Source organism: Micromonospora sp. WMMA2032, assembly GCF_002688545.1.
Lineage (GTDB): Bacteria > Actinomycetota > Actinomycetes > Mycobacteriales > Micromonosporaceae > Micromonospora > Micromonospora sediminicola.
In genome coordinates this window covers 3,483,923-3,503,575 of the sequence record NZ_CP024052.1, presented here as the reverse complement: position 1 = coordinate 3,503,575, position 19,653 = coordinate 3,483,923, and the positions used below count along the sequence as shown (strand labels likewise).

The following is a 19,653-nucleotide window of genomic DNA, read 5'->3' as shown; positions in this document are numbered from 1 at the left end:
CAGGCGTTAATAGGGGGCCCTTCCTTACAAGCGGGTCACGCCGCCGGCGGGCTGGACGGTGAGCGTGCCGGGGGCGGCGAAGCCGCGCTCGGCGTACGCGGCGGCCACCGCGTCGGCCACCGTGTCGGCGGCGTCCGCGTCGACCAGGGCGAGCACGCAGCCGCCGAACCCGCCGCCGGTCATCCGCGCGCCGTGGGCGCCGGCGGCGAGCGCCGCCTCGACCGCGGTGTCGACCTCCGGCACGGTGATCTCGAAGTCGTCGCGCATCGAGGCGTGCGACGCGGTCAGCAGCGGGCCGATCTCGCGGACCCGGCCGGCGCGCAGCAACGCGACCGTGTCGAGCACCCGCTGGTCCTCGGTGACCACGTGCCGGACCCGGCGGCGGGTCTCGTCGTCGTCGAGGCGGGCCAGCGCCGTGTCGAGGTCGGCGGTGGGTACGTCGCGCAGGGCGGCCACGCCGAGCGTCGCGGCGGCCCGCTCGCAGCTCTTGCGCCGGGCGGCGTACTCGCCGTCGGCGTGCCGGTGTGGGGCGCGGCTGTCCACGACCAGCACGGCCAGCCCGGCCGCGGCCGGGTCGAACGGGATCTGCTCGACCTCCTCGGTGCGGCAGTCGAGGAAGAGCGCGTGCCCCTGGAGGCCCCGGATCACCGCGGACTGGTCCATGATCCCGGTGGGCGCGCCGACGTAGTCGTTCTCGGCCCGCTGGGCGAGCCGGGGCCAGCGCTCGGTGGGCAGGTCCAGCGCGCCGAGGTCGACCAGGGCGGCCAGCACGGCCGACTCGATCGCGGCCGACGAGGAGAGCCCGGAGCCGACCGGGACGTCGGAGGCGATGGCGAGGCGCGCGCCGGGGACGTCGAGGCCGGCGGCGCGCAGCGCCCACACCACCCCGGCCACGTAGGCGGCCCAGCCGTCGACCCGGCCGGGGTCGTCGGCCTCCTCGGCCCCGAACTCCACCGGCTCGTCGTCCAGCTCCGACCAGACCGTCCAGCGCCCGTCCGGGCCGGGCGCCGCGGCGACCACGGTACGCAGCGGCAGCGCGAAGGGCAGCACGAAGCCGTCGTTGTAGTCGGTGTGCTCGCCGATCAGGTTGACCCGCCCGGGAGCCGCCCAGCGGCCCGCCGGCTCGGCGCCGTACCGCTGCCGGAAGCCGGCGGTGGCGCGGTCGGTGACGTCGCCGCGGCGACCGTCACCCACGCTCGCGGGGCTCACGCGGGCCGACCGACGTGCTCGCGGTAGAACGCCCAGGCGTCGCCGACCATGTCGTGCAGCGTCGGCTTCGCCGGCGTCCACCCGAGTTCGTCGCGGGCCAGGGCGGACGACGCGACCAGCTCGGCGGGGTCGCCCTCGCGGCGCGGCGCCACCTCGACCGGCACCGGGTGGCCGGTGACCTCGCGGACCACGTCGACGACCTGGCGGTTGGTGAAGCCGTTGCCGTTGCCCAGGTTGTAGATCCGGTGCCGGCCCGGGGTGGCCGCGTCGAGGGCGAGCAGGTGGGCGCGGGCCAGGTCCTCGACGTGGATGTAGTCGCGCACGCAGGTGCCGTCGACGGTCGGGTAGTCGTCGCCGAAGAGTTGGAGCTTCTCCCGGCGGCCGGCGGCCACGTCGAGGGCGATCGGGATGAGGTGGGTCTCCGGTTCGTGCCGTTCGCCGATGGCGAGCCCGTCGTGCAGGTAGGCCCCGGCGACGTTGAAGTAGCGCAGCGAGACGGCGCCCAGGTCGTGCGCGACCGCCTCGGAGGTCAGCGCCATGTCGACGGCCAGTTTCGTCGCGCCGTAGGTGTTGGTGGGGGCCTTGACGGCGGTCTCGGGGATGGGCAGCTCGGTGGGGTTGCCGTAGACGGCGGCGGTGGAGGAGAACACCATCCGGGGCACCCGGGCGGCGCGGACCGCGTCGATCAGGGCGAGTGAGCCGACGGTGTTGGTGTGCCAGTAGAGCTCCGGCTTGATCATCGACTCGCCGGCGGCGATCAGCGCGGCGAAGTGCAGCACGCCGTCGAACCCGGCGTCGGGGGTGAGCACCCGGGCGGCCTCGTGCACCGACAGCTCGACGTGCGTCGCCTCGGGGGCGAGCGCCTCGCGGTGGCCGGTGCGCAGGTCGTCCAGCACGGTCACCTGGTGGCCGTGGTCGAGCAGCATCCGGGTCACCACGCTGCCGATGTAGCCGGCGCCGCCGGTGACGAGCAGTTTCACGTGAGGTCCTCCTCTGCCTGGCCGCGTTCCGCGTCGGCCGTCCGTGATCACCCTACGGCCGACGGCTGTGCCACCGCTGTCGAGTGAGCCTCCCTCCATTCCATCACAATCCATCAGGATTGAACAGATCCGAACATCCGGGCGGGTGGACGGCGTCCGCTGTCTACCATCCTTGTCATGCGGGAGGCAGGTGGTCCCGGGCCTCGGCGGCGACCGCCGGGGCGGCCCCGGCGCGAACCCGGCCCGCTCGCCCGGACCGTGGCCCGCCTCGTGGTCCGCGCCGCCGACGGCGCCACCCGCCTGGTCACCGACCTGCTCGGGGCGAGCCCCACCGCCGGCCGCGAGCGGATCAGCGAGGCCGAGCTGCGCGACCTGGTCGCGGCGAACACGCTGCTCGACCCGGACGAGCGGCGGATCATCGACGAGGTGCTGGTGGCCGGCGCGCGGCTGGTCCGCGAGGTGATGGTGCCCCGCACCGAGGTGGTCTTCCTCGCCGCCGGCCTGCCCGTGGCCGCGGCGCAGCGGCTGGTCCGCGACGACCCGCACACCCGCTACCCCGTGGTCGACGGCACCCACGACGACGTGGTCGGCCTGGTGCACCTGCGCGACGTGCTGCTGCGCCCGGGCCCGGACGCCCGGGTCACCGTCGGCGAGCTGACCCGTGAGGTCAAGCGGCTGCCCGACAGCAAACGGGTGCTCGCGGCGCTGACCGAGATGCGCCGCGAGGGCCACCACCTGGCCGTGGTGGTCGACGAGTACGGCGGCACCGCCGGCATCGTGACCTGCGAGGACCTGGTCGAGGAACTGGTCGGGGAGATCCACGACGAGGGCCACGGGCCGCCCGACGCCGAGCCCGCCGGCCTGCCCGCCGTGGTCGACGGTCGGCTCAACCTGACCGACTTCGCCGAGCGCACCGGGGTGCCGCTGCCCGCCGGCCCGTACGAGACGGTCGGCGGCTACGTGATGGCCGCGCTGGGCCGGCTGCCGGTGGCCGGCGACGAGGTGCCGGTGGCCGTCGACCCGGTCGACGGATCGGGACCGGCCGATCCGGAGGGCTGGCTGCTGCGGGTGCTGGCGCTCGACGGCCGACGGGTGTCCCGCCTGGTGGTCTCCGCGGCGCGGCTGCCCGAGCCCCGGCGCGAGGTCAGCGGCCCGCCGCCGGCCGTACCCGCCCGACCCGCCGGCCCGTCATGACGGACGCCGGGGCTTGCTGACAGAATTGCCGCCATGTCCGACGTACCCGCCCGGCCGCGCGTCTTCTCCGGCATCCAGCCGACCGCCGACTCGTTCCACCTCGGCAACTACCTGGGCGCGCTGCGGCACTGGGTGGCCCTGCAGGAGAGCCACGACGCGTTCTACTGCGTGGTGGACCTGCACGCGATCACCGCCGGGCACGAACCGAAGGTGCTCAAGCAGCGCAGCCGGGTGGCCGCCGCGCAGCTCTTCGCGCTGGGCATCGACCCGGACCGCAGCACCCTGTTCGTCCAGTCGCAGGTGCCCGAGCACCCGCAGCTGGCCTGGGTGCTCGGCTGCATCACCGGCTTCGGCGAGGCCGGCCGGATGACCCAGTTCAAGGACAAGTCGCAGAAGCAGGGCAGCGAGCGGGCCAGCGTCGGCCTGTTCACCTACCCGATCCTGCAGGCCGCCGACATCCTGCTCTACCAGGCGAACGCGGTCCCGGTCGGCGAGGACCAGCGGCAGCACCTGGAGCTCTCCCGCGACCTGGCCCAGCGGTTCAACTCGCTGTTCGGGCCGACCTTCACGATGCCCGCCCCGCACATCGTGAAGGACACCGCGAAGATCACCGACCTGCAGGACCCGACGGCCAAGATGTCGAAGTCGTCCTCCTCGCCGGCCGGGATCATCGATCTGCTGGAGGACCCGGCCCGCTCGGCCAAGAAGATCCGCTCGGCGGTCACCGACACCGGCCGCGAGATCGTCTTCGACGCCGAGGGCAAGCCGGGCATCTCCAACCTGCTCACCATCTACTCCGCGCTCTCCGGCCGCGGCATCGACGACCTGGTCGCCGCGTACGACGGCAAGGGCTACGGCGACCTGAAGAAGGACCTCGCCGAGGTGGTGCGGGAGTTCGTCACGCCGATCCAGGCGCGCACCAACGACTACCTGGACGACCCGGCCCAGCTCGACAAGCTGCTCGCCCGGGGCGCGGAGAAGGCCCGGGCGGTCGCGGCCGAGACGCTGCGCACCGCGTACGAGCGGGTCGGCTTCTTCCCGCCGGTGCGGTTCGAGTAGCGGCCCGGGCGGGGCGGGAGTGACGCAGTCGGTGGCCGGAGGGATGGCGCGCAACGTGCCGGGCGGTGACGCGGCGCCGGACGGCGGCGACACGATCCAGATCGGGATCGCGGTCGACGTCCCCGAACCGTGGGGCGGGCAGCTCACCCGCCGCCGGATCTCCGCCGGCGACCCGCAGGCGGTCCCCGCGCACGTCACCCTTCTCGGCCCCACCGAGATCCCGGTACGCGCGCTGCCGGCCGTCGAGGAGCACCTGGCCCGGGTGGCGGCCACGCACCTGCCGTTCACCCTGCACCTGCGCGGCACCGGCACGTTCCGCCCGGTCACCCAGGTGGTGTTCGTGGCGGTGGCCGCCGGGATCAGCGAGTGCGAGCTGCTCGCCGCCGCCATCAACTCCGCCCCCGAGCTGCGCCGGGAAGCGCGCTTTCCCTACCACCCGCACGTGACGGTGGCCCAGGACGTGCCGCCCGAGGTGCTGGACAAGGCGTACGAGGACCTGGCCGACTTCTCCGCGCTGTTCGAGGTGGACGCGTTCACGCTCTTCTCGCACAGCGGGGCGACCCGGTGGCAGCCCCGCCGCGACTTCCGGCTGGGCGGCCCGCGCTGAGCACTCGGCCGGCCGGGCCGCCTCCGCCGGGAGCGGGGATCGGCGAGGATGACGGGGTGAACGTCTTCGGCCGGATCGAGACGGCCCTCGGGCGCCGTGTCGACGCGGCTCGTGGTCGATCGTCGGTCTTCGACCACCTCTGGCTGGCCGGGACGCTCTACGCCGACCTGATGGCCGGCCGGCTCGCCGCCGCCATCGCCTACTACGGGTTCTTCGCCGTGTTCGCGCTCGCTCTGGTCGCGTACTGGATCTTCGGCGCGGTGCTGCGGGACAACGAGGAGGTCAGCCGCGCGGCGGCCGAGTTCCTGCGGGAGAACCTGCCCTTCCTCGACCCGGCCCAGATCGCCGAGAGCAGCAACACCGTCGGCGTGGTCGGCCTGGTCATCCTGGTCTTCACCGGCATCGGCTGGGTGGAGGCGATCCGTTCCTCGCAGCGCCTGATGTACGGCTTCAACCAGCAGCCCGGCAACCTGGTGGTGCGCCGGCTGGTCGACCTGGGCGTGCTGGTCGCGGTCTTCGTGCTGCTCTTCGTCTCGGTCGCCGCGGTCGACGCGCTGGAGTCGCTGCTGCGGTTCCTGCTGCGCAGCACCGGCTCGGTGGGCCTGACCACGGTCAGCGCGGTGCTGAGCGTGCTGGTCAACGCCGTGCTCGCCGCCGCGCTGCTGCTCGCCGTGCCCCGGCTGCGGATGAGCCGGCGCCGGCTGCGCCCGGCGGTGCTGACCGTCGCGGTCGGGATCACGCTGCTCAACACCGTGGGGCGCTACTACGTGGTCCGCACCGAGCGGAACCCGGCGTACACGGTGGTGGCCACCGCCGTGGGGCTGCTGCTCTACCTCTACCTGCTCAACCAACTGGTGCTCTTCGGCGCCGCGCTCGCCGCCACCAGCCGCTACGGCCGGGTGGTGGACCTGGCCGAGGGCGGGGCGCGGGAGGTGGACGTGGAGGCCGACGTGCTCGACGAGGAGACCGACCCGGGCACCCCCGGAGGCGGCGGATGAGCGCCCGGATCCGGATCGACGCCGGGTCGGCCACCCCTCCGTACGAGCAGGTGCGCGCGCAGCTCGCGGCGATGGTGGGGGACGGGCGGCTGGCGGTGGGCACCCGGCTGCCCGCGGTCCGGCAGCTCGCCGCGGACCTGGGGCTGGCGGTGAACACGGTGGCCCGGGCCTACCGGGAGCTGGAGGCCGCCGGGCTGGTCGAGACCCGGGGCCGGCACGGCACCGTGGTGGCACCGGGGCGGGACGACGCTTCCGACCGGCTGCACCGTGCCGCCGCGGACTACGCCGCCGAGGCGCGTCGCCTGGGTGTCCCGCCGGAGCGGGCGCTCGCCCTGGTCCGTGCGGCGCTGGACGCCGGTACGCGTGGCTGAGAGCGGTCGCCTGAGCGGGGAGAGTCCGGGGATTGCGCTCCCCGGTCGTGCGGGCAACGACCATGATGGGCCGGTGGGCGCACTCGTGACACTGGACCTGCCGGACGACTCCCCGATGCTGGGCCTGCCGTGGATCATCACGTTCGCCCCGCTCGGCCCGGAGGACGAGTGGGAGCCGGTGGTCTGCGGGCCGTACGAGCGGCCGCACGCGCTCGCCCTGGCCGAGGCCGTGGTGGCCGAGGAGCAGCTGATGGCGGTGGTGGAGCCGCTGCTGCCGGCGCTGACGCCGGAGGAGATCCGGGGCGAGATCGCCGCCGCGCAGATCGCCGCCGCGGACGAGGCGGCCCAGGCCGACCAGGCCGATCTCTACGGTGACTTCGAGGACGTCATCGACGAGGAGCTGGAACTGGCCGCCGAGCGCCGCCCGGAGCCGGAGCCGGCGAACCCGCCGGACCGCGACGAGGTGCGCGCCGGGTTCGCCCGGATCGCCGCGCTGCTCACCGCCAAGGGCGGCTGACGACACGGGTCCCCGATGGACACCGGCCCCCGGGAGCGGACTCCCGAGGGGCCGGTACCACCTCACCCCCCACCACAAGGGGTCGGCAGCCCAGCCGCCCGTCGGCGCGGAGCACAACGGACGACCAGGTCGTTGGCGGGTTACCCGGCTCAGCGCCGTTCGAACCACGCAGCTGCGTCCACCGGCAGGACGTGCCCGTCGCCCTGCTCGGTGAGATCGGCGCTGGCGACGAGCGGCCGGCCGAAGCCGGTCACCGTCACGTCGGCGCCGCTGATGTTGACCACGCAGGTCAGCTCGGTGTCCCCGGCGGCGCGGCGGAACGCCAGCACGCCGGGCTCGGTCTCCAGCCAGGTGATGCCACCGAGGCCGGCCAGCGCCGGGTGCTCACCGCGGATCCGCAGCGCGGCCCGGTAGAGCTCCAGCGTCGAGGAGGGCGTGCCGGTCTGCGCGGCCACCGAGAGGGACCGCCAGGTCGCCGGCGCCGGCAGCCAGCTCAGCTCGCTGCCGTCCGGCCCGAAGCCGTACGGGGCCAGCTCGCCGCTCCACGGGATCGGCACCCGGCAACCGTCGCGGCTCTCCCCGGTGCGCCGGAACGCCGGGTCCTGGCGCAGCTCGTCGGGGAGGTCCAGCACCTCCGGCAGGCCCAGCTCCTCGCCCTGGTAGACGTAGGCGCAGCCGGGCAGCGCGAACATCAGCAGCGCGGCGGCGCGGGCGCGGCGCAGGCCGACCTCGCCGTCGCCGTAGCGGGTGACGTGGCGCTGCCGGTCGTGGTTGGAGAGCACCCAGGTGGTGGGCGCGCCGACGATCGTCGACTCGGCGAGCGCGGTGTCGATCACCTTGCGGAACGAGTCGGCCGACCAGGTGGCGTCGAGGAAGTCGAAGCTGAACGCCTGGTGCAGCTCGTCCGGGCCGATGTAGCGGGCCAGCCGCTGCGGGGTCTCGGCCCAGGCCTCGGCGACCGCCATCCGACCGCCGGGGTAGCTGTCCAGGATGGGCCGCCAGGCGCGGTAGATGTCGTGCACCTCGTCCTGGTCGAAGTAGGGCAGCCGGCCCTTGCCCAGCAGCTCCGACTGGCGCTGGCCGGTGGTCATCGAGTTGAAGCCGACGTCCGGCAGGCCCTCGGCCTTGATCATCCCGTGCGCCACGTCGATCCGGAAGCCGTCCACGCCGCGGTCCAGCCAGAAGCGCAGGACGTCCTCGAACTCGGCCCGCACCTCGGGGTGGCGCCAGTTCAGGTCGGGCTGGGCCGGGTCGAAGAGGTGCAGGTACCACTGGCCGTCGACCACCCGGGTCCACGCCGGGCCGCCGAAGATGCTCTCCCAGTCGTTCGGGGGCAGCTCGCCCTGCTCGCCCTTGCCGTCGGCGAACAGGTAGCGCTCGCGCTCCGGCGAGCCCGGACCGGCGGCGAGCGCCGCGGTGAACCACGGGTGCGCGCTGGAGGTGTGGTTGGGCACCAGGTCGACGATGATCCGCAGGCCCAGGGCGTGCGCGTCGGTGATCATCTCGTCGAAGTCGGTCAGGTTGCCGAAGAGCGGATCCACGTCCCGGTAGTCGGACACGTCGTAGCCGGCGTCGACCTGCGGCGAGGTGTAGAAGGGGGTCAGCCAGAGCGCGTCCACGCCGAGGTCACGCAGGTAGGGCAGGCGCTGCCGGATGCCCTGGAGGTCACCGACACCGTCGGAGTTCGCGTCGGCGAAGCTGCGGACGTAGACCTGGTAGACGACCGCGGACCGCCACCAGTCGTCGTCGGCGGCCAGCGGCGTGGGGGTGGGGGCGGAGGTCATCGGATGTCGATTCCCGTTCTGTGGTGGCGCAGGGTGTCTGAGCAGAATGCCGCGCCGGCTCTGCAAGAGTCAAGCATTCCTTGCGCAAGAAATGACACCGATCACCTCCCAGCCAGGAGGATCACGCTTCCACCCCCGTCCCGAATCCCGGGACTTCCCGCACAGAGCGTCGCCCCCGAGCGGCCCCCGCGATCTTGCAGTTGCGGCCCTCGGTCCGCGCCCTTCACCCCTTTTGTCAGGGCGGAAAGTGCAAGATCGCCGGGGTGAGGGGGGTGGGTCAGGCGGGGACGGCCAGGGAGGTGGGGGCGGGACGTTGGCGCTTGGGGGCGGTGGTGGGGCGGGCAACCGCGGTGGAGCCGCGCACCACCAGCTCGGGGCGGAACAGGTACTCGGAGTTGGGGGAGGGGTGGCCGTTGATCTCGTCGACCAGCGCCCGCACCGCCGCGACCGCCATGGCGGCGACCGGCTGGCGCACGGTGGTCAGCGGCGGGTCGGTGAACGCCATCAGCGGGGAGTCGTCGTACCCGACCACGGAGATGTCCTCGGGCACGGACAGGCCGCGCTGACGGGCCGCCCGGATCGCGCCGAGCGCCATCAGGTCGGAGCCGCAGACCAGTCCGGTGGCGCCGCGCTCGATGAGCCGGCCGGCGGCGGCCTCGCCGCCCTCCACGCCGAACAGGGAGAGCTCGGTCAGCTCGGTCAGGTCCTCGTCGGAGATGTCCGTGAGGCGCCCCATCGCCGCCTTGTAGCCGGCGACCTTGCGCTGCACCGGGACGAACCGGTCCGGGCCGGTGATCAGGCCGATCCGTCGGTGCCCGAGCGCCACCAGGTGGGCGACGGCGAGTTCGGCGGACTCCCGGTCGTCGCAGGAGACGAAGGGCGCGGGGATCCCCGGGGCGTAGCCGTTGATCATGACGATCGGCAGCGGCCGGGCGAGCAGCGTGCGGTAGCGGTCGTGGTCCGCGGCCGTGTCGGCGTGCAGGCCGGAGACGAAGACGATGCCGGAGACCTGGCGGTCCAGCAGCATCTCGACGTACTCGTCCTCACGGACGCCGCCGGGGGTCTGGGTGCAGAGCACCGGCGTGTAGCCGGTCGGGGCGAGGGCGGACTCGATGATCTGGGCGAACGCCGGGAAGATCGGGTTGTCCAGCTCGGGCACGACCAGGCCGACCAGCCCGGCGCTGCGCTTGCGCAGCCGGGCCGGTCGCTCGTAGCCGAGCACGTCGAGGGCGGTGAGGACGGCCTGCCGGGTCTCGGGGGCCACTCCGGGGCGGTCGTTGAGCACCCGCGACACCGTGGCCTCGCTGACTTCGGCCTGTTGGGCGATGTCGGACAGTCGAGCGCGCATGGCGGCACTTTAGCTCAACGGCAAAGTCTTGCGTACACTTCTGCAAGCCCTTCCATTCTCTGCAACCTCTTGCTAACGTCCCCGCAACATGCGAGAGCAGCGGCGCAGCACCCCCGCGCCGGTCAGCAAGAACTTTCAGAGGTTTCCACTGGTGGTCGCCCTTCCCCCGGCGGGCCACCATGACGACAGGAGTACCGATGCGCATCCGTACCGCGGGTGTGGTCGCCGTCCTCGGCCTGGCGCTCGCCGCGTCCGGCTGTGGTGACAGCGGCAGCGACAAGCCGGCCGCCGAGAAGTCCGCCGACAAGGCGACCGGCGGCAAGCTGGTCATCTGGGCCGACGACAAGCGCACCGCCGCCCTCAAGCCCTTCGCCGAGGAGTTCGGCAAGGAGAACGGCGTGACCGTCGAGGTCCAGGCCGTCTCCAAGGACCTGCAGACCAACTTCGTCACCGCCTCCCAGCAGGGCAGCGGCCCGGACGTCGTGGTCGGCGCGCACGACTGGATCGGCAACATGGTCCAGAACGGCGCCATCGACCCGGTGCAGCTGCCGGCCGAGCAGAAGAGCGGCTTCAACGAGACCGCCATCAAGGCCGTCACGTTCAACGGCCAGCTCTACGGCGTGCCCTACGCCACCGAGAACGTGGCGCTGCTCCGCAACACCGAGCTGGCCCCCGAGGCGCCGAAGACGATCGAGGACCTGGTCGCCACCGGCAAGAAGCTCAAGGCCGACAAGAAGGCCAGCGAGATCCTCTGCCTCCAGTCCGGCCAGAACGGCGACGCGTACCACATCTACCCGCTGTACACCTCGGGTGGCGGCAACCTGTTCGGCACCGCCGCCAACGGCGACTACGACCCGAAGGACCTGGGCGTGGGCAAGCCGGAGTCGATCGCGGCCTTCCAGAAGATCGCGAAGCTCGGTGAGAAGGGCGACGGCGCGCTGAAGCGTTCCATCACCCCGGAGAACGCCATCTCCACCTTCACCGGCAAGAAGTGCGCCTTCCTGGTCTCCGGCCCGTGGGCCGTGGCCGACGCCAAGAAGGCCGGCATCAAGTACGACATCTCCCCGGTCCCCGGCTTCGCCGGTGGCAAGGAGGCCCAGCCGTTCGTGGGCGTCCAGGCGTTCTACGTGGCCGCCAAGGGCAAGAACAAGGCCCTGGCCCAGGAGTTCGTCACCAACTACGTGACCAAGCCCGAGCTGGCCGTCGCGCTGTACAAGGCCGAGCCGCGCCCGCCGGCGCTGACCGCCGCCTTCGACCAGGTCAAGGGCGAGGACCCGGACCTGGCCAAGTTCTCCGAGGCCGGCAAGAACGGCCAGGTGCTCCCGGCGATCCCGGCCATGGCCGCGATCTGGGACCCGTTCGGCAAGGCGGAGGCCGCCATCATCGGTGGCGCCGACCCGGCCAAGACGATCACGGCCGCTGGCAAGACCATCCAGGGTCAGATCAAGTAATGAGCGCGCCGCTGTCCGGCCCGGGGTCTGCCACGCAGACCCCGGGCCGGGAGCCCGCCCGCCCCGGGCTCCCGCGCACGTCCCGTACCGCGCGGAACCACGCGCCGATCACCGCGACCGGCCTCGTCGTCAAGGTGGTCCTGCTCGGCCTGGTGGCCGGGATCGCGATCTGGGCGGCGTTCCCGCTCATCGAGGCCGAACAGTGGATCGGGCTGGGTGTCCTGGCGGTCACCACCGCCGGCCTGTTCTACCTCTACCTGAGCCGCCGGCACATCCCGGCCAAGTACCTGGTCCCCGGCACGCTCTTCCTGATCGCCTTCCAGGTCTTCCCGGTGCTCTACACCGCGAGCACCGCGTTCACGAACTTCGGCGACGGCCACCGGGGCAGCAAGGACGACGCGATCGTCGCCATCCAGACCTCCTCGGTGAAGCAGGTCCCCGGCTCCACCGAATACAACCTCAGCATCGCGACCAAGGGCGACCCGGCCACCGGCGCCCTGGTGTTCCTGCTCAGCGACCCGAAGACCAAGGAGGTCTTCGCCGGGGACGCGGGCGGGCTGCGCAAGCTCGACGCCGCCGACGTGACGGTGAGCAGCCTCAGCGGCAAGGTCACCGCCGCCGACGGCTACACCGTGCTGAACATCGGCCAGGCCAGCGGCCGCAGCGACGCCGTCACCGCGCTGATCGTCCCCACCGACACCGGCGCCATCCGCTCCAACGGCCTCACCCGGGCCTACGAGGGCAAGGCGGCCCGGGCGTACGACGCCGGCTGCGACTGCGTCAAGGACAGCGAGACCGGCAAGACCTGGAGCGCGGACGAGAAGGTCGGTTCCTTCGTCGCCGCCGACGGGGAACGGCTCACCCAGGGCTGGAAGGTGAACGTCGGGCTGAAGAACTTCAGCGCCGTGCTCACCGACCCGAACATCTCCAAGCCGTTCTTCGGCACCCTGGCCTGGAACTTCGCGTTCGCGATCGGCTCCACCGGCTTCACCTTCCTGCTCGGCATGGCCATCGCGCTCGCCCTGCACTCGCCCCGGATGAAGGGCACGAACTTCTACCGGGTGCTGCTGATCCTCCCGTACGCGATGCCGTCGTTCGCGATGCTGCTGGTCTGGCGGGACATGTTCAACACCGACTTCGGCCTGGTCAACAACCTCTTCGGGCTGGACGTCGACTGGTTCGGCGGCTCCTGGTCGGCCCGGATCGCGGTGCTGCTGGTGCAGCTCTGGCTCGGCTACCCGTACATGTTCCTGGTGGCCACCGGTGCGTTGCAGGCCATCCCGCGGGAGCTGACCGAGGCCACCTCGGTCGACGGGGCGACGCCCTGGCAGTCGTTCCGGGCGGTCACCCTGCCGCTGCTGCTGGTGGCGCTCTCGCCGCTGCTGATCGCGTCGTTCGCGTACAACTTCAACAACGTCAACGCGATCCTGTTCACCACCGAGGGTGGGCCGTTCGCGCCGGACAACCCGCGCAACGGCGCCACCGACCTGCTGATCACCTACACCTACCGGTTGGCGTTCGGCGCGCAGGGCGCCGAGTTCGGCCTGGCCGCCACCGTGTCGATCTTCATCTTCGCGATCGTGGCGACGGTGTCGGCGATCAGCTTCCGGCGCACCCGCAAGCAGGAGGAGGTGTACTCGTGACCAGCATCGCGGAAGCCCCGGTGGCCAACCGCAACGCGGCCGGCCGGGCGCGCAGCCGGTGGTTCAGCCAGGTGGGCTGGCGGCACCTGGTCGGGGTGCTGGCCGTCGTGTTCAGCCTCTTCCCGATCCTGTTCGTGATCTCGGCGGCGCTCAACCCGCTCGGCACGCTCTCCTCCACCGAGCTGCTGCCGACCGGGGCGTCGCTGGAGAACTTCACCAACCTGTTCGACCGCACCGCGTTCGGCCACTGGTTCCTCAACTCGCTGCTGCTCGCGGGCGTGGCCAGCTTCGCGTCGATCTTCCTGTCGGCGCTGGCCGCGTACGCGTTCTCCCGGATGCGGTTCGCCGGGCGCCGGGTCGGCCTGCTCACGCTGCTGCTGATCCAGATGTTCCCGCAGTTCCTGGCCATCGTGGCGATCTTCCTGATCTTCACCACGGTCACCGACCTGTACCCGGCGATCGGCTTCAACACCCCGTGGGGCCTGTTCCTGCTCTACATGGGTGGCGCGCTGGGAGCGAACACCTGGCTGATGAAGGGCTTCTTCGACACGCTGCCGAAGGAGCTGGACGAGTCGGCGACCATGGACGGCGCCTCGCACGTGCAGGTCTTCTTCCGGATCATGCTGCCGCTGGTGGCGCCGATCCTGGCGGTGACCGGCCTGCTCGCGTTCATCGGGTCGATCAACGAGTTCATCATCGCCAACGTGTTCCTCACCAACACCGAGTCGAAGACCCTCGCGGTCGGCATGTACGGCCTGGTGGCGGGCGAACGCAACAACAACTTCGGGATCTTCGCGGCGGGCACGCTGCTCACCGCGGTCCCGACGGTGCTGGTGTTCCAACTGCTCCAGCGCTACATCGTCTCCGGCCTCACCTCCGGAGCCGTCAAGGGCTGAGCCTCCTCGGCTCACGCTGCGGCAAGGGCGTCGTGTCGGCGTACACCGGAGCGGTTCTCGGGCGGACCGCCGCGGTCGGGTGACACCGACCGCGGCGGGTGCCCGCCCCACTCCCTGTCGGTACGACGCGAAAGGCATCACCATGTCCCTGCAACCGCACCACGACGGGTCCGCCACCTACGTCCCGGAGCAGGAGCCCGCGCTCGGGCAGACCGTTCCCGTCTTCGTCCGGGTGCCCGCCGGCGCCGGCGTCCGCCAGGTGCACCTGCGCACCACCGGCGACGGCGAGCCGCACTTCGCCGAGGCGGTGGTCGACCGCACCGCCGACGGTGACGTGTGGTGGCGGGCCGACGTCGAGGTCCGCAACCCGGTCAGCAACTACCGCTTCCTGCTCGACGGCGACCACGGTGCCCATTGGCTGAACGCGGCCGGCACGGCCGCCCACGACGTGCCGGACCACGGTGACTTCAAGCTGGTCAGCTACGCGCCGCCGCCGGCCTGGGCCCGGGACGCGGTGATCTACCAGATCTTCCCGGACCGGTTCGCCCGCTCCGCCGCCGCCGACACCCGGACCGCGCCGGACTGGGCCATCCCGTGCGACTGGGACACCCCGGTGATCGGCCGTGGCCCGGAGACGCCCCGCCAGTTCTACGGCGGCGACCTCGACGGGATCACCGAGCGCCTGGACCACCTGGACCGGCTCGGCGTCAACACGGTCTACCTCACGCCGGTCTTCCCGGCCCGCTCCAACCACCGGTACGACGCGTCCAGCTTCGACACGGTGGACCCGCTGCTCGGCGGCGACGCCGCGCTGGCCCGGCTCGCGGACGCGGTGCACGCCCGGGGCTGGCGGCTGCTCGGCGACATCACCAGCAACCACACCGGCGACGCCCACGACTGGTTCACCGCCGCCGTCTCCGACGTGCACGCGCCCGAACGCGAGCTGTACTACTTCGACCTGCCCGGACAGGACTACGAGTCCTGGAACGGGGTCAAGTCGCTGCCGAAGCTCAACTGGGGCAGCGCGGAGCTGCGCCGCCGGTTCGCCACGGCCGAGGACTCGCTGCTGCGCCGCTGGCTGCGCCCGCCGTACGGGCTGGACGGCTGGCGGGTGGACGTGGCGAACATGACCGGCCGGCGGGGCGCCGACGCCTACACCCACGAGGTGGCGCGGCTGCTGCGTGAGGTGGTCGCCGAGACCCGGGCGGACGCGTTGCTGCTCGCCGAGCACGGCCACGACCACACCGGTGACCTGGACCGGGACGGCTGGCACGGGACGATGAACTACGTCGGCTTCACCGACCCGGTGTGGTCCTGGCTGCGTGCCGGCGACGACCCGGTGCCGAACTTCCTCGGCACCCCGGGCGGGGTACGGCGGCGGGACGCGGGCGCGGTGCTCGCCACGATGAACACGTACCGGTCGCTGGTGTCGTGGCGGTCGTACACCCACTCGTGGCAGCTGCTCGGCTCGCACGACTCGGCCCGGATCCGCACCGTGGTCGGTGACGCGGCCCGGCAGGAGGTGGCCGCCGGCCTGCTCGCCACCATGCCCGGCACGCCGGTGGTGTTCGCCGGGGACGAGCTGGGGCTGACCGGCACCAACGGGGAGGGCTCGCGGACCCCGATGCCGTGGCACCGGCCGGAGAGCTGGGACCGGCGCACGTTCGACGCGTACCGGTCGTTGCTGGCGCTGCGCCGCGACGAGCCGGCGCTGCGGCACGGCGGCCTGCGCTGGGTGCACGCGGACGCGGACACGCTGGTGTTCCTGCGCGAGGCGCCGTCCGGCACGGTGCTGGCCTTGGCCCGCCGCGCCCCCGGCGCCCCGGTCCGCCTGACCGGCCTGCCCGCCGCCGACAACATCTACGGCGGCGCGCCGGCGCTGCGCCCGTCCGTCGACGGCACGGTGACGCTGCCGGCGGACGGCCCCACCTTCCAGCTCTGGCGCCTGTGAAAGGAGGGGCCCCTTGTTAACGCATTCTGCATAACAAGGGGCCCCTCCCAACACCTCAGCGCAGGAGGGCTCGGGCGCCGGTCAGGTAGGTCTCGCGGTCGGGGGAGCCGGTGAGGATGCGCTGGGTGAAGTAGCCGGGGACCAGCCCGAACAGAGCCGCGCCGACCGCCTCCGGATCCGCCTCCGGGGGCAGCTCGCCGGCCTCGCGCGCCCGGGTGGCGGCGGCGACGAAGTGGGCCCGCAGCCGGGTGTAGGTGGCCGCGACGAACTCCGCCAGCACCGGGTCCCGCTGCGCCTCGCTCCACACCTGCAACGCCAGCGGCAGCACCCCGTCCGGGCCGAGCTGGGTGTCGACGAACGTGAGGGCCCGCTCCAGCACCCCGGTCAGCGGCAGCGGCGGGTCGGCCGTGGACAGCTCGGCGAAGGTCGCGTCCGCGGTGCCGATCACGGCCTGGGCGATGGCCGTGATCAGGTCGTTCTTGCTCGGGAAGTAGCGGTAGACCGCGCCGACCGAGAGCCCGGCCTCCCTGATCACGTCCTGCATCGAGGTGTGGTGGAAGCCGTCGCGCACGAAGCACCGCCGGGCCGCGTCGAGGATCTGCTGACGGCGGGCGGCGAGGTGCTGCTCGGAGACTCGTGGCACGTCCCACATTCTAAAGCGAACGTTCGTTCTTGACGAAGTCCGCGCGGAGGCGCACGCTCGTTTCAAGAGAACGAACATTCGTTTTAGGGAGACGCCGATGCTCCGGTCCCGCTCGCCCTGGACCCTCGCCGCGCTGCTGGTCGGCCTGACGGTGGTCGTGCAGGCGCTGCTCGTACCCCTGTTCGCGGCGCCGGCCGCGCACCTCGCGCCGCGCGACCTGCCGGTCGCGGTGGCCGGGCCACCGCCGGCCACCGCGGAGCTGGCCGCCCGGCTCGCCGCCGCCCGGCCCGGCGGCTTCGCTGTCACCAGGCTCCCGGACGCGGCGGCCGCCGACCGGGCGCTGCGGGACCGCGAGGTGTACGCCGCGTTCGTGGCCGGCCCGGACGGCGTCGCGCTGCACACCGCGCCGGCCGCCAGCCCCACCGTGGCCGCCCTGCTCACCGAGGCCGCCGGCCAGCTCTCCGGCGGCCGCCCGGTGCCGGTGACGCCCGTCGTGCCGGCCGACCCGGACGACCCGCGCGGCGCCGGCTTCGCCGCCGGCTTCCTGCCGCTGGCGCTCACCGGCATGCTGGCCGGCGCGCTGCTCACGCTGCTGGTCGCCGGTCGCGCCGCGCGCTTCGCCGGCCTGATCGGGTACGCGGTGGTCGCCGCTGGCGTCGGCGTCGCGGTGCTGCACGGCTGGCTCGGTCTCGTCGACGGCGACCCGTGGCGGGAGGCCGGCGCGATCGGGCTGTTCTCGCTCGCCGCCGCCGGCACGGTGGCCGGGCTGGGCGCATTGCTCGGCCGCGCCGGGATCGGGCTCGGCGCGCTGCTGGTCTTCCTGGTCGGCAACCCGCTCTCGGCGGTCGCCGCCGCGCCCGAGCTGCTGCCGCAGCCGTGGGGGACGGTCGGTCAGTTCCTGCCGGTCGGCGCCGGCGGCACGCTGCTGCGGTCGGCAGCCTTCTTCGACGGCGCGGGGGCCGGTCGGTCGCTGGCCGTGCTGGCCGGATACGCGCTGGTCGGGCTGGCGCTCGTGCTGATCGGCCGACGGTCCGGCGGGCTCGGCGAGGCGCCGGTGTCGCGCCCGGCCCGAGCCGAGGTCACGGTATGACGGCACCTCGGCGGGCCCCTACTACAAAGCGTCGTTGATGGGGGAGGATGGCCGGCGTGGAAGCTCTTCGTCTGATCCTTCTCTACGTCCATCTGATCGGTTTCGCGCTGCTGCTCGGCGGCGGGATCGCCCAGTACGTCACCGGCCGACTGCGGATCAACGCCGCGATGCTGTGGGGGGCGGTGATCCAGATCCTGACCGGTCTCGGACTGTCCGCCCCGCTGCGCGACGGGGACGAGCCCGCCCCCGCGAAGCTTGTTACCAAGTTGGTGCTCGCGCTGCTCATCTTCGTCATGGTCTTCTTCTCCCGTAAGCGGGAGTCCGTGAACCGTGGGCACTTCCTTGCGATCATCGGGTTGACGCTGCTCAACGCGGCGGTCGCGGTCTTCTGGCGGTAGTTCGCCGGGAGGTCGGGGAGGTGCCGGAAACGGACGTTCGCGACACCGCCCATCAGGTCTGTCAGCACGAGAAGTGATCTGCCCCACCCAAGGGTTACACCGGGGTAACGGACGCTCAACAGTCGTGCACGATTGTCGGCCGGTGGGTGGGCGCGGGCGTACGCTCCCGTCCGTAACGTGGGACGCCGGCGGCACACCGCAGGCCGGCGCAAGGGCTGCGCACCGCGCACGACGCGGTGGGCAATGGGAAGGAGACGTCTTGCGCTCTGTGCGTGGGATGCGGATCGCCTCCGCCGTCGTGGCGGGTGGCCTCGTGCTGGGCGCCGCCGCGTGTGGTGAGGCTCCCGACGACGACAACAACGCCGGTGGCACCGGCGACAAGAAGTACAGCGCCTGCATGGTGACCGACGTCGGTGGCATCGACGACAAGTCCTTCAACACCTCGGCCTGGAAGGGCCTCCAGGAGGCGCAGAAGGAAAACGGCGACATCGAGATCAAGAACGTCCAGTCGAAGGCCGAGGCGGACTACGAGGTCAACCTCAAGGGCTTCGTCAACCAGAAGTGCGACTTCATCCTGGCCGTCGGTGGCCTGATGTCGGACGCCACCAAGGCGGCGGCGCAGGCGAACCCGAACCAGCAGTTCGCGATCGTGGACGCCAACCCGGCCGTGGACAACATCTACCCGATGCAGTTCGACACCGCGCAGGCCGCCTTCCAGGCCGGCTACCTCGCCGCCGGGATGAGCAAGACCGGCAAGGTGGGCACCTACGGCGGCCTGCCGATCCCGCCGGTCACCATCTTCATGGACGGCTTCGCCGACGGCGTGGCCTACTACAACAAGGCCAAGAGCAAGAACGTCCAGGTGCTGGGCTGGGACAAGGCCACCCAGAAGGGCTCCTTCACCAACGACTTCGTCAAGCAGGACGAGGGCAAGAAGGTGTCCGACGCGCTGGTCGCCCAGGGCGCCGACATCGTCATGCCGGTCGCCGGCGGCGCCGGCCTCGGCACCACCTCCGCGGCCAAGGCCTCGGGCGGCAAGTACTCCGTCGTCTGGGTGGACGTCGACGGCTGCGAGAGCACCCCGGACTGCTCGGCGATCCTCACCACGGTCGTCAAGAACATCCCGGAGGCCGTCAAGGAGGCCGTGCTGAAGGCCGCCGGTGGCGAGAAGCTGCAGGCCAAGCCGGGCTTCGTGGGCACGCTGGCCAACACCGGCGTCTCCATCGCGCCGTACCACGACTTCGACAGCAAGGTCCCGGCGGACCTGAAGGCCGAGGTCGACAAGATCAAGGCGGACATCTCCGCCGGCACCATCACGGTCACCTCGAAGGCCCAGCCGACCAAGTGACCGCTCCGCCGGCCGTCGCGGTGAGATCATCGACCGCGGGGGCCGGCGGGCACCAGCACTGACGATCCGGCCGTCCCGGCGCACGGGGTCCGCACCCCGCGCCTCGGGGCGGCCGGTCACCTTGATCCCCCACACCCCCACCCGGCGCGGTGGCGGCGCGGCAGTG

18 protein-coding genes are annotated in these 19,653 nt (G+C 72.4%); 13 read left to right on the top strand and 5 right to left on the bottom strand.

What is annotated here, in order from left to right; translation table 11 throughout:
* Positions 1-24: 24 nt before the first annotated feature.
* Both galK and galE read right to left on the bottom strand, forming a co-directional pair.
* Positions 25-1,194, bottom strand: a complete 1,170-nt coding sequence (gene galK / locus CO540_RS15810) for a galactokinase (protein ID WP_099162646.1) — start codon at positions 1,192-1,194, stop codon at positions 25-27.
* An 11-nt stretch (positions 1,195-1,205) separates the two neighbouring features.
* Entirely contained in the window at positions 1,206-2,189 is a 984-nt protein-coding gene (gene galE / locus CO540_RS15805; RefSeq protein ID WP_091582472.1) for a UDP-glucose 4-epimerase GalE, read from the bottom strand.
* Positions 2,190-2,366: 177 nt separating this feature from the next.
* Here galE and CO540_RS15800 point away from each other — a divergent pair, with 177 nt between their 5' ends.
* From CO540_RS15800 to CO540_RS15775, 6 genes are all read left to right on the top strand, one after another.
* Complete coding sequence (locus CO540_RS15800) at positions 2,367-3,383, top strand: hemolysin family protein (RefSeq protein WP_091582469.1); 1,017 nt, start codon at positions 2,367-2,369, stop codon at positions 3,381-3,383.
* Between the two features lie 33 nt (positions 3,384-3,416).
* Complete coding sequence (gene trpS, locus CO540_RS15795) at positions 3,417-4,442, top strand: tryptophan--tRNA ligase (RefSeq protein WP_099162645.1); 1,026 nt, start codon at positions 3,417-3,419, stop codon at positions 4,440-4,442.
* Positions 4,443-4,485: 43 nt separating this feature from the next.
* Positions 4,486-5,049, top strand: a complete 564-nt coding sequence (locus CO540_RS15790; RefSeq protein WP_172968033.1) for a 2'-5' RNA ligase family protein — start codon at positions 4,486-4,488, stop codon at positions 5,047-5,049.
* A gap of 56 nt (positions 5,050-5,105) precedes the next feature.
* The gene (locus CO540_RS15785; RefSeq protein WP_099162643.1) at positions 5,106-6,047 is read left to right on the top strand and encodes a YhjD/YihY/BrkB family envelope integrity protein; all 942 of its coding nucleotides are present in this window, start codon (positions 5,106-5,108) and stop codon (positions 6,045-6,047) included.
* The gene (locus CO540_RS15780; RefSeq protein ID WP_099162642.1) at positions 6,044-6,418 is read left to right on the top strand and encodes a GntR family transcriptional regulator; all 375 of its coding nucleotides are present in this window, start codon (positions 6,044-6,046) and stop codon (positions 6,416-6,418) included. The genes CO540_RS15785 and CO540_RS15780 overlap by 4 nt, the downstream gene beginning before the upstream one ends.
* Before the next feature lie 73 nt (positions 6,419-6,491).
* Positions 6,492-6,935, top strand: coding sequence for a hypothetical protein (locus CO540_RS15775; RefSeq protein ID WP_099162641.1), 444 nt, complete (start codon positions 6,492-6,494; stop codon positions 6,933-6,935).
* Between the two features lie 149 nt (positions 6,936-7,084).
* Here the strand turns inward: CO540_RS15775 and CO540_RS15770 are convergent, their stop codons facing one another.
* Positions 7,085-8,719, bottom strand: coding sequence for a glycoside hydrolase family 13 protein (locus CO540_RS15770; RefSeq protein ID WP_099162640.1), 1,635 nt, complete (start codon positions 8,717-8,719; stop codon positions 7,085-7,087).
* Between the two features lie 277 nt (positions 8,720-8,996).
* Positions 8,997-10,067, bottom strand: a complete 1,071-nt coding sequence (locus CO540_RS15765) for a LacI family DNA-binding transcriptional regulator (RefSeq protein ID WP_099162639.1) — start codon at positions 10,065-10,067, stop codon at positions 8,997-8,999.
* Positions 10,068-10,264: 197 nt separating this feature from the next.
* Between CO540_RS15765 and CO540_RS15760 the strand changes: the two genes are divergently transcribed.
* The 4 genes from CO540_RS15760 (at position 10,265) to CO540_RS15745 (ending at position 16,008) form a co-directional block, all read left to right on the top strand.
* A complete protein-coding gene (locus tag CO540_RS15760; RefSeq protein ID WP_099162638.1) occupies positions 10,265-11,518 on the top strand; it encodes a maltose ABC transporter substrate-binding protein in 1,254 nt (417 codons plus the stop codon).
* Positions 11,518-13,161 (top strand): ABC transporter permease subunit, encoded by a 1,644-nt coding sequence (locus tag CO540_RS15755; protein ID WP_099162637.1) that lies wholly within the window; start codon positions 11,518-11,520, stop codon positions 13,159-13,161. Before CO540_RS15760 ends, CO540_RS15755 begins: the two co-directional genes overlap by 1 nt.
* Positions 13,158-14,057: a sugar ABC transporter permease gene (locus CO540_RS15750; RefSeq protein ID WP_099162636.1), complete on the top strand. Its 900-nt coding sequence runs from the start codon at positions 13,158-13,160 to the stop codon at positions 14,055-14,057. The genes CO540_RS15755 and CO540_RS15750 overlap by 4 nt, the downstream gene beginning before the upstream one ends.
* A gap of 142 nt (positions 14,058-14,199) precedes the next feature.
* Complete coding sequence (locus CO540_RS15745; protein ID WP_099162635.1) at positions 14,200-16,008, top strand: glycoside hydrolase family 13 protein; 1,809 nt, start codon at positions 14,200-14,202, stop codon at positions 16,006-16,008.
* 55 nt (positions 16,009-16,063) lie between these two features.
* Here the strand turns inward: CO540_RS15745 and CO540_RS15740 are convergent, their stop codons facing one another.
* Positions 16,064-16,651, bottom strand: a complete 588-nt coding sequence (locus CO540_RS15740; RefSeq protein WP_216642279.1) for a TetR/AcrR family transcriptional regulator — start codon at positions 16,649-16,651, stop codon at positions 16,064-16,066.
* A 97-nt stretch (positions 16,652-16,748) separates the two neighbouring features.
* Between CO540_RS15740 and CO540_RS15735 the strand changes: the two genes are divergently transcribed.
* The 3 genes from CO540_RS15735 to CO540_RS15725 all read left to right on the top strand — a co-directional run bounded on the left by CO540_RS15735 (position 16,749) and on the right by CO540_RS15725 (position 19,487).
* The gene (locus CO540_RS15735) at positions 16,749-17,741 is read left to right on the top strand and encodes a hypothetical protein (RefSeq protein WP_099162633.1); all 993 of its coding nucleotides are present in this window, start codon (positions 16,749-16,751) and stop codon (positions 17,739-17,741) included.
* A gap of 56 nt (positions 17,742-17,797) precedes the next feature.
* Positions 17,798-18,139, top strand: coding sequence for a hypothetical protein (locus CO540_RS15730; protein ID WP_098746061.1), 342 nt, complete (start codon positions 17,798-17,800; stop codon positions 18,137-18,139).
* 277 nt (positions 18,140-18,416) lie between these two features.
* Entirely contained in the window at positions 18,417-19,487 is a 1,071-nt protein-coding gene (locus CO540_RS15725; RefSeq protein ID WP_172968032.1) for a BMP family protein, read from the top strand.
* Positions 19,488-19,653 lie beyond the last annotated feature (166 nt).

What these genes read in the sequence shown, in the direction of transcription:
- CO540_RS15780 (WP_099162642.1), top strand. Translation starts at nt 6,044, where the DNA reads ATGAGCGCCCGGATCCGGATCGACGCCGGGTCGGCCACCCCTCCGTAC.
- CO540_RS15745 (WP_099162635.1), top strand. Translation starts at nt 14,200, where the DNA reads ATGTCCCTGCAACCGCACCACGACGGGTCCGCCACCTACGTCCCGGAG.
- CO540_RS15770 (WP_099162640.1), bottom strand. Translation starts at nt 8,719, where the DNA reads ATGACCTCCGCCCCCACCCCCACGCCGCTGGCCGCCGACGACGACTGG.
- CO540_RS15725 (WP_172968032.1), top strand. Translation starts at nt 18,417, where the DNA reads ATGCGGATCGCCTCCGCCGTCGTGGCGGGTGGCCTCGTGCTGGGCGCC.
- CO540_RS15765 (WP_099162639.1), bottom strand. Translation starts at nt 10,067, where the DNA reads ATGCGCGCTCGACTGTCCGACATCGCCCAACAGGCCGAAGTCAGCGAG.
- CO540_RS15790 (WP_172968033.1), top strand. Translation starts at nt 4,486, where the DNA reads ATGGCGCGCAACGTGCCGGGCGGTGACGCGGCGCCGGACGGCGGCGAC.
- CO540_RS15755 (WP_099162637.1), top strand. Translation starts at nt 11,518, where the DNA reads ATGAGCGCGCCGCTGTCCGGCCCGGGGTCTGCCACGCAGACCCCGGGC.
- CO540_RS15760 (WP_099162638.1), top strand. Translation starts at nt 10,265, where the DNA reads ATGCGCATCCGTACCGCGGGTGTGGTCGCCGTCCTCGGCCTGGCGCTC.
- CO540_RS15800 (WP_091582469.1), top strand. Translation starts at nt 2,367, where the DNA reads ATGCGGGAGGCAGGTGGTCCCGGGCCTCGGCGGCGACCGCCGGGGCGG.
- trpS (WP_099162645.1), top strand. Translation starts at nt 3,417, where the DNA reads ATGTCCGACGTACCCGCCCGGCCGCGCGTCTTCTCCGGCATCCAGCCG.
- CO540_RS15735 (WP_099162633.1), top strand. Translation starts at nt 16,749, where the DNA reads ATGCTCCGGTCCCGCTCGCCCTGGACCCTCGCCGCGCTGCTGGTCGGC.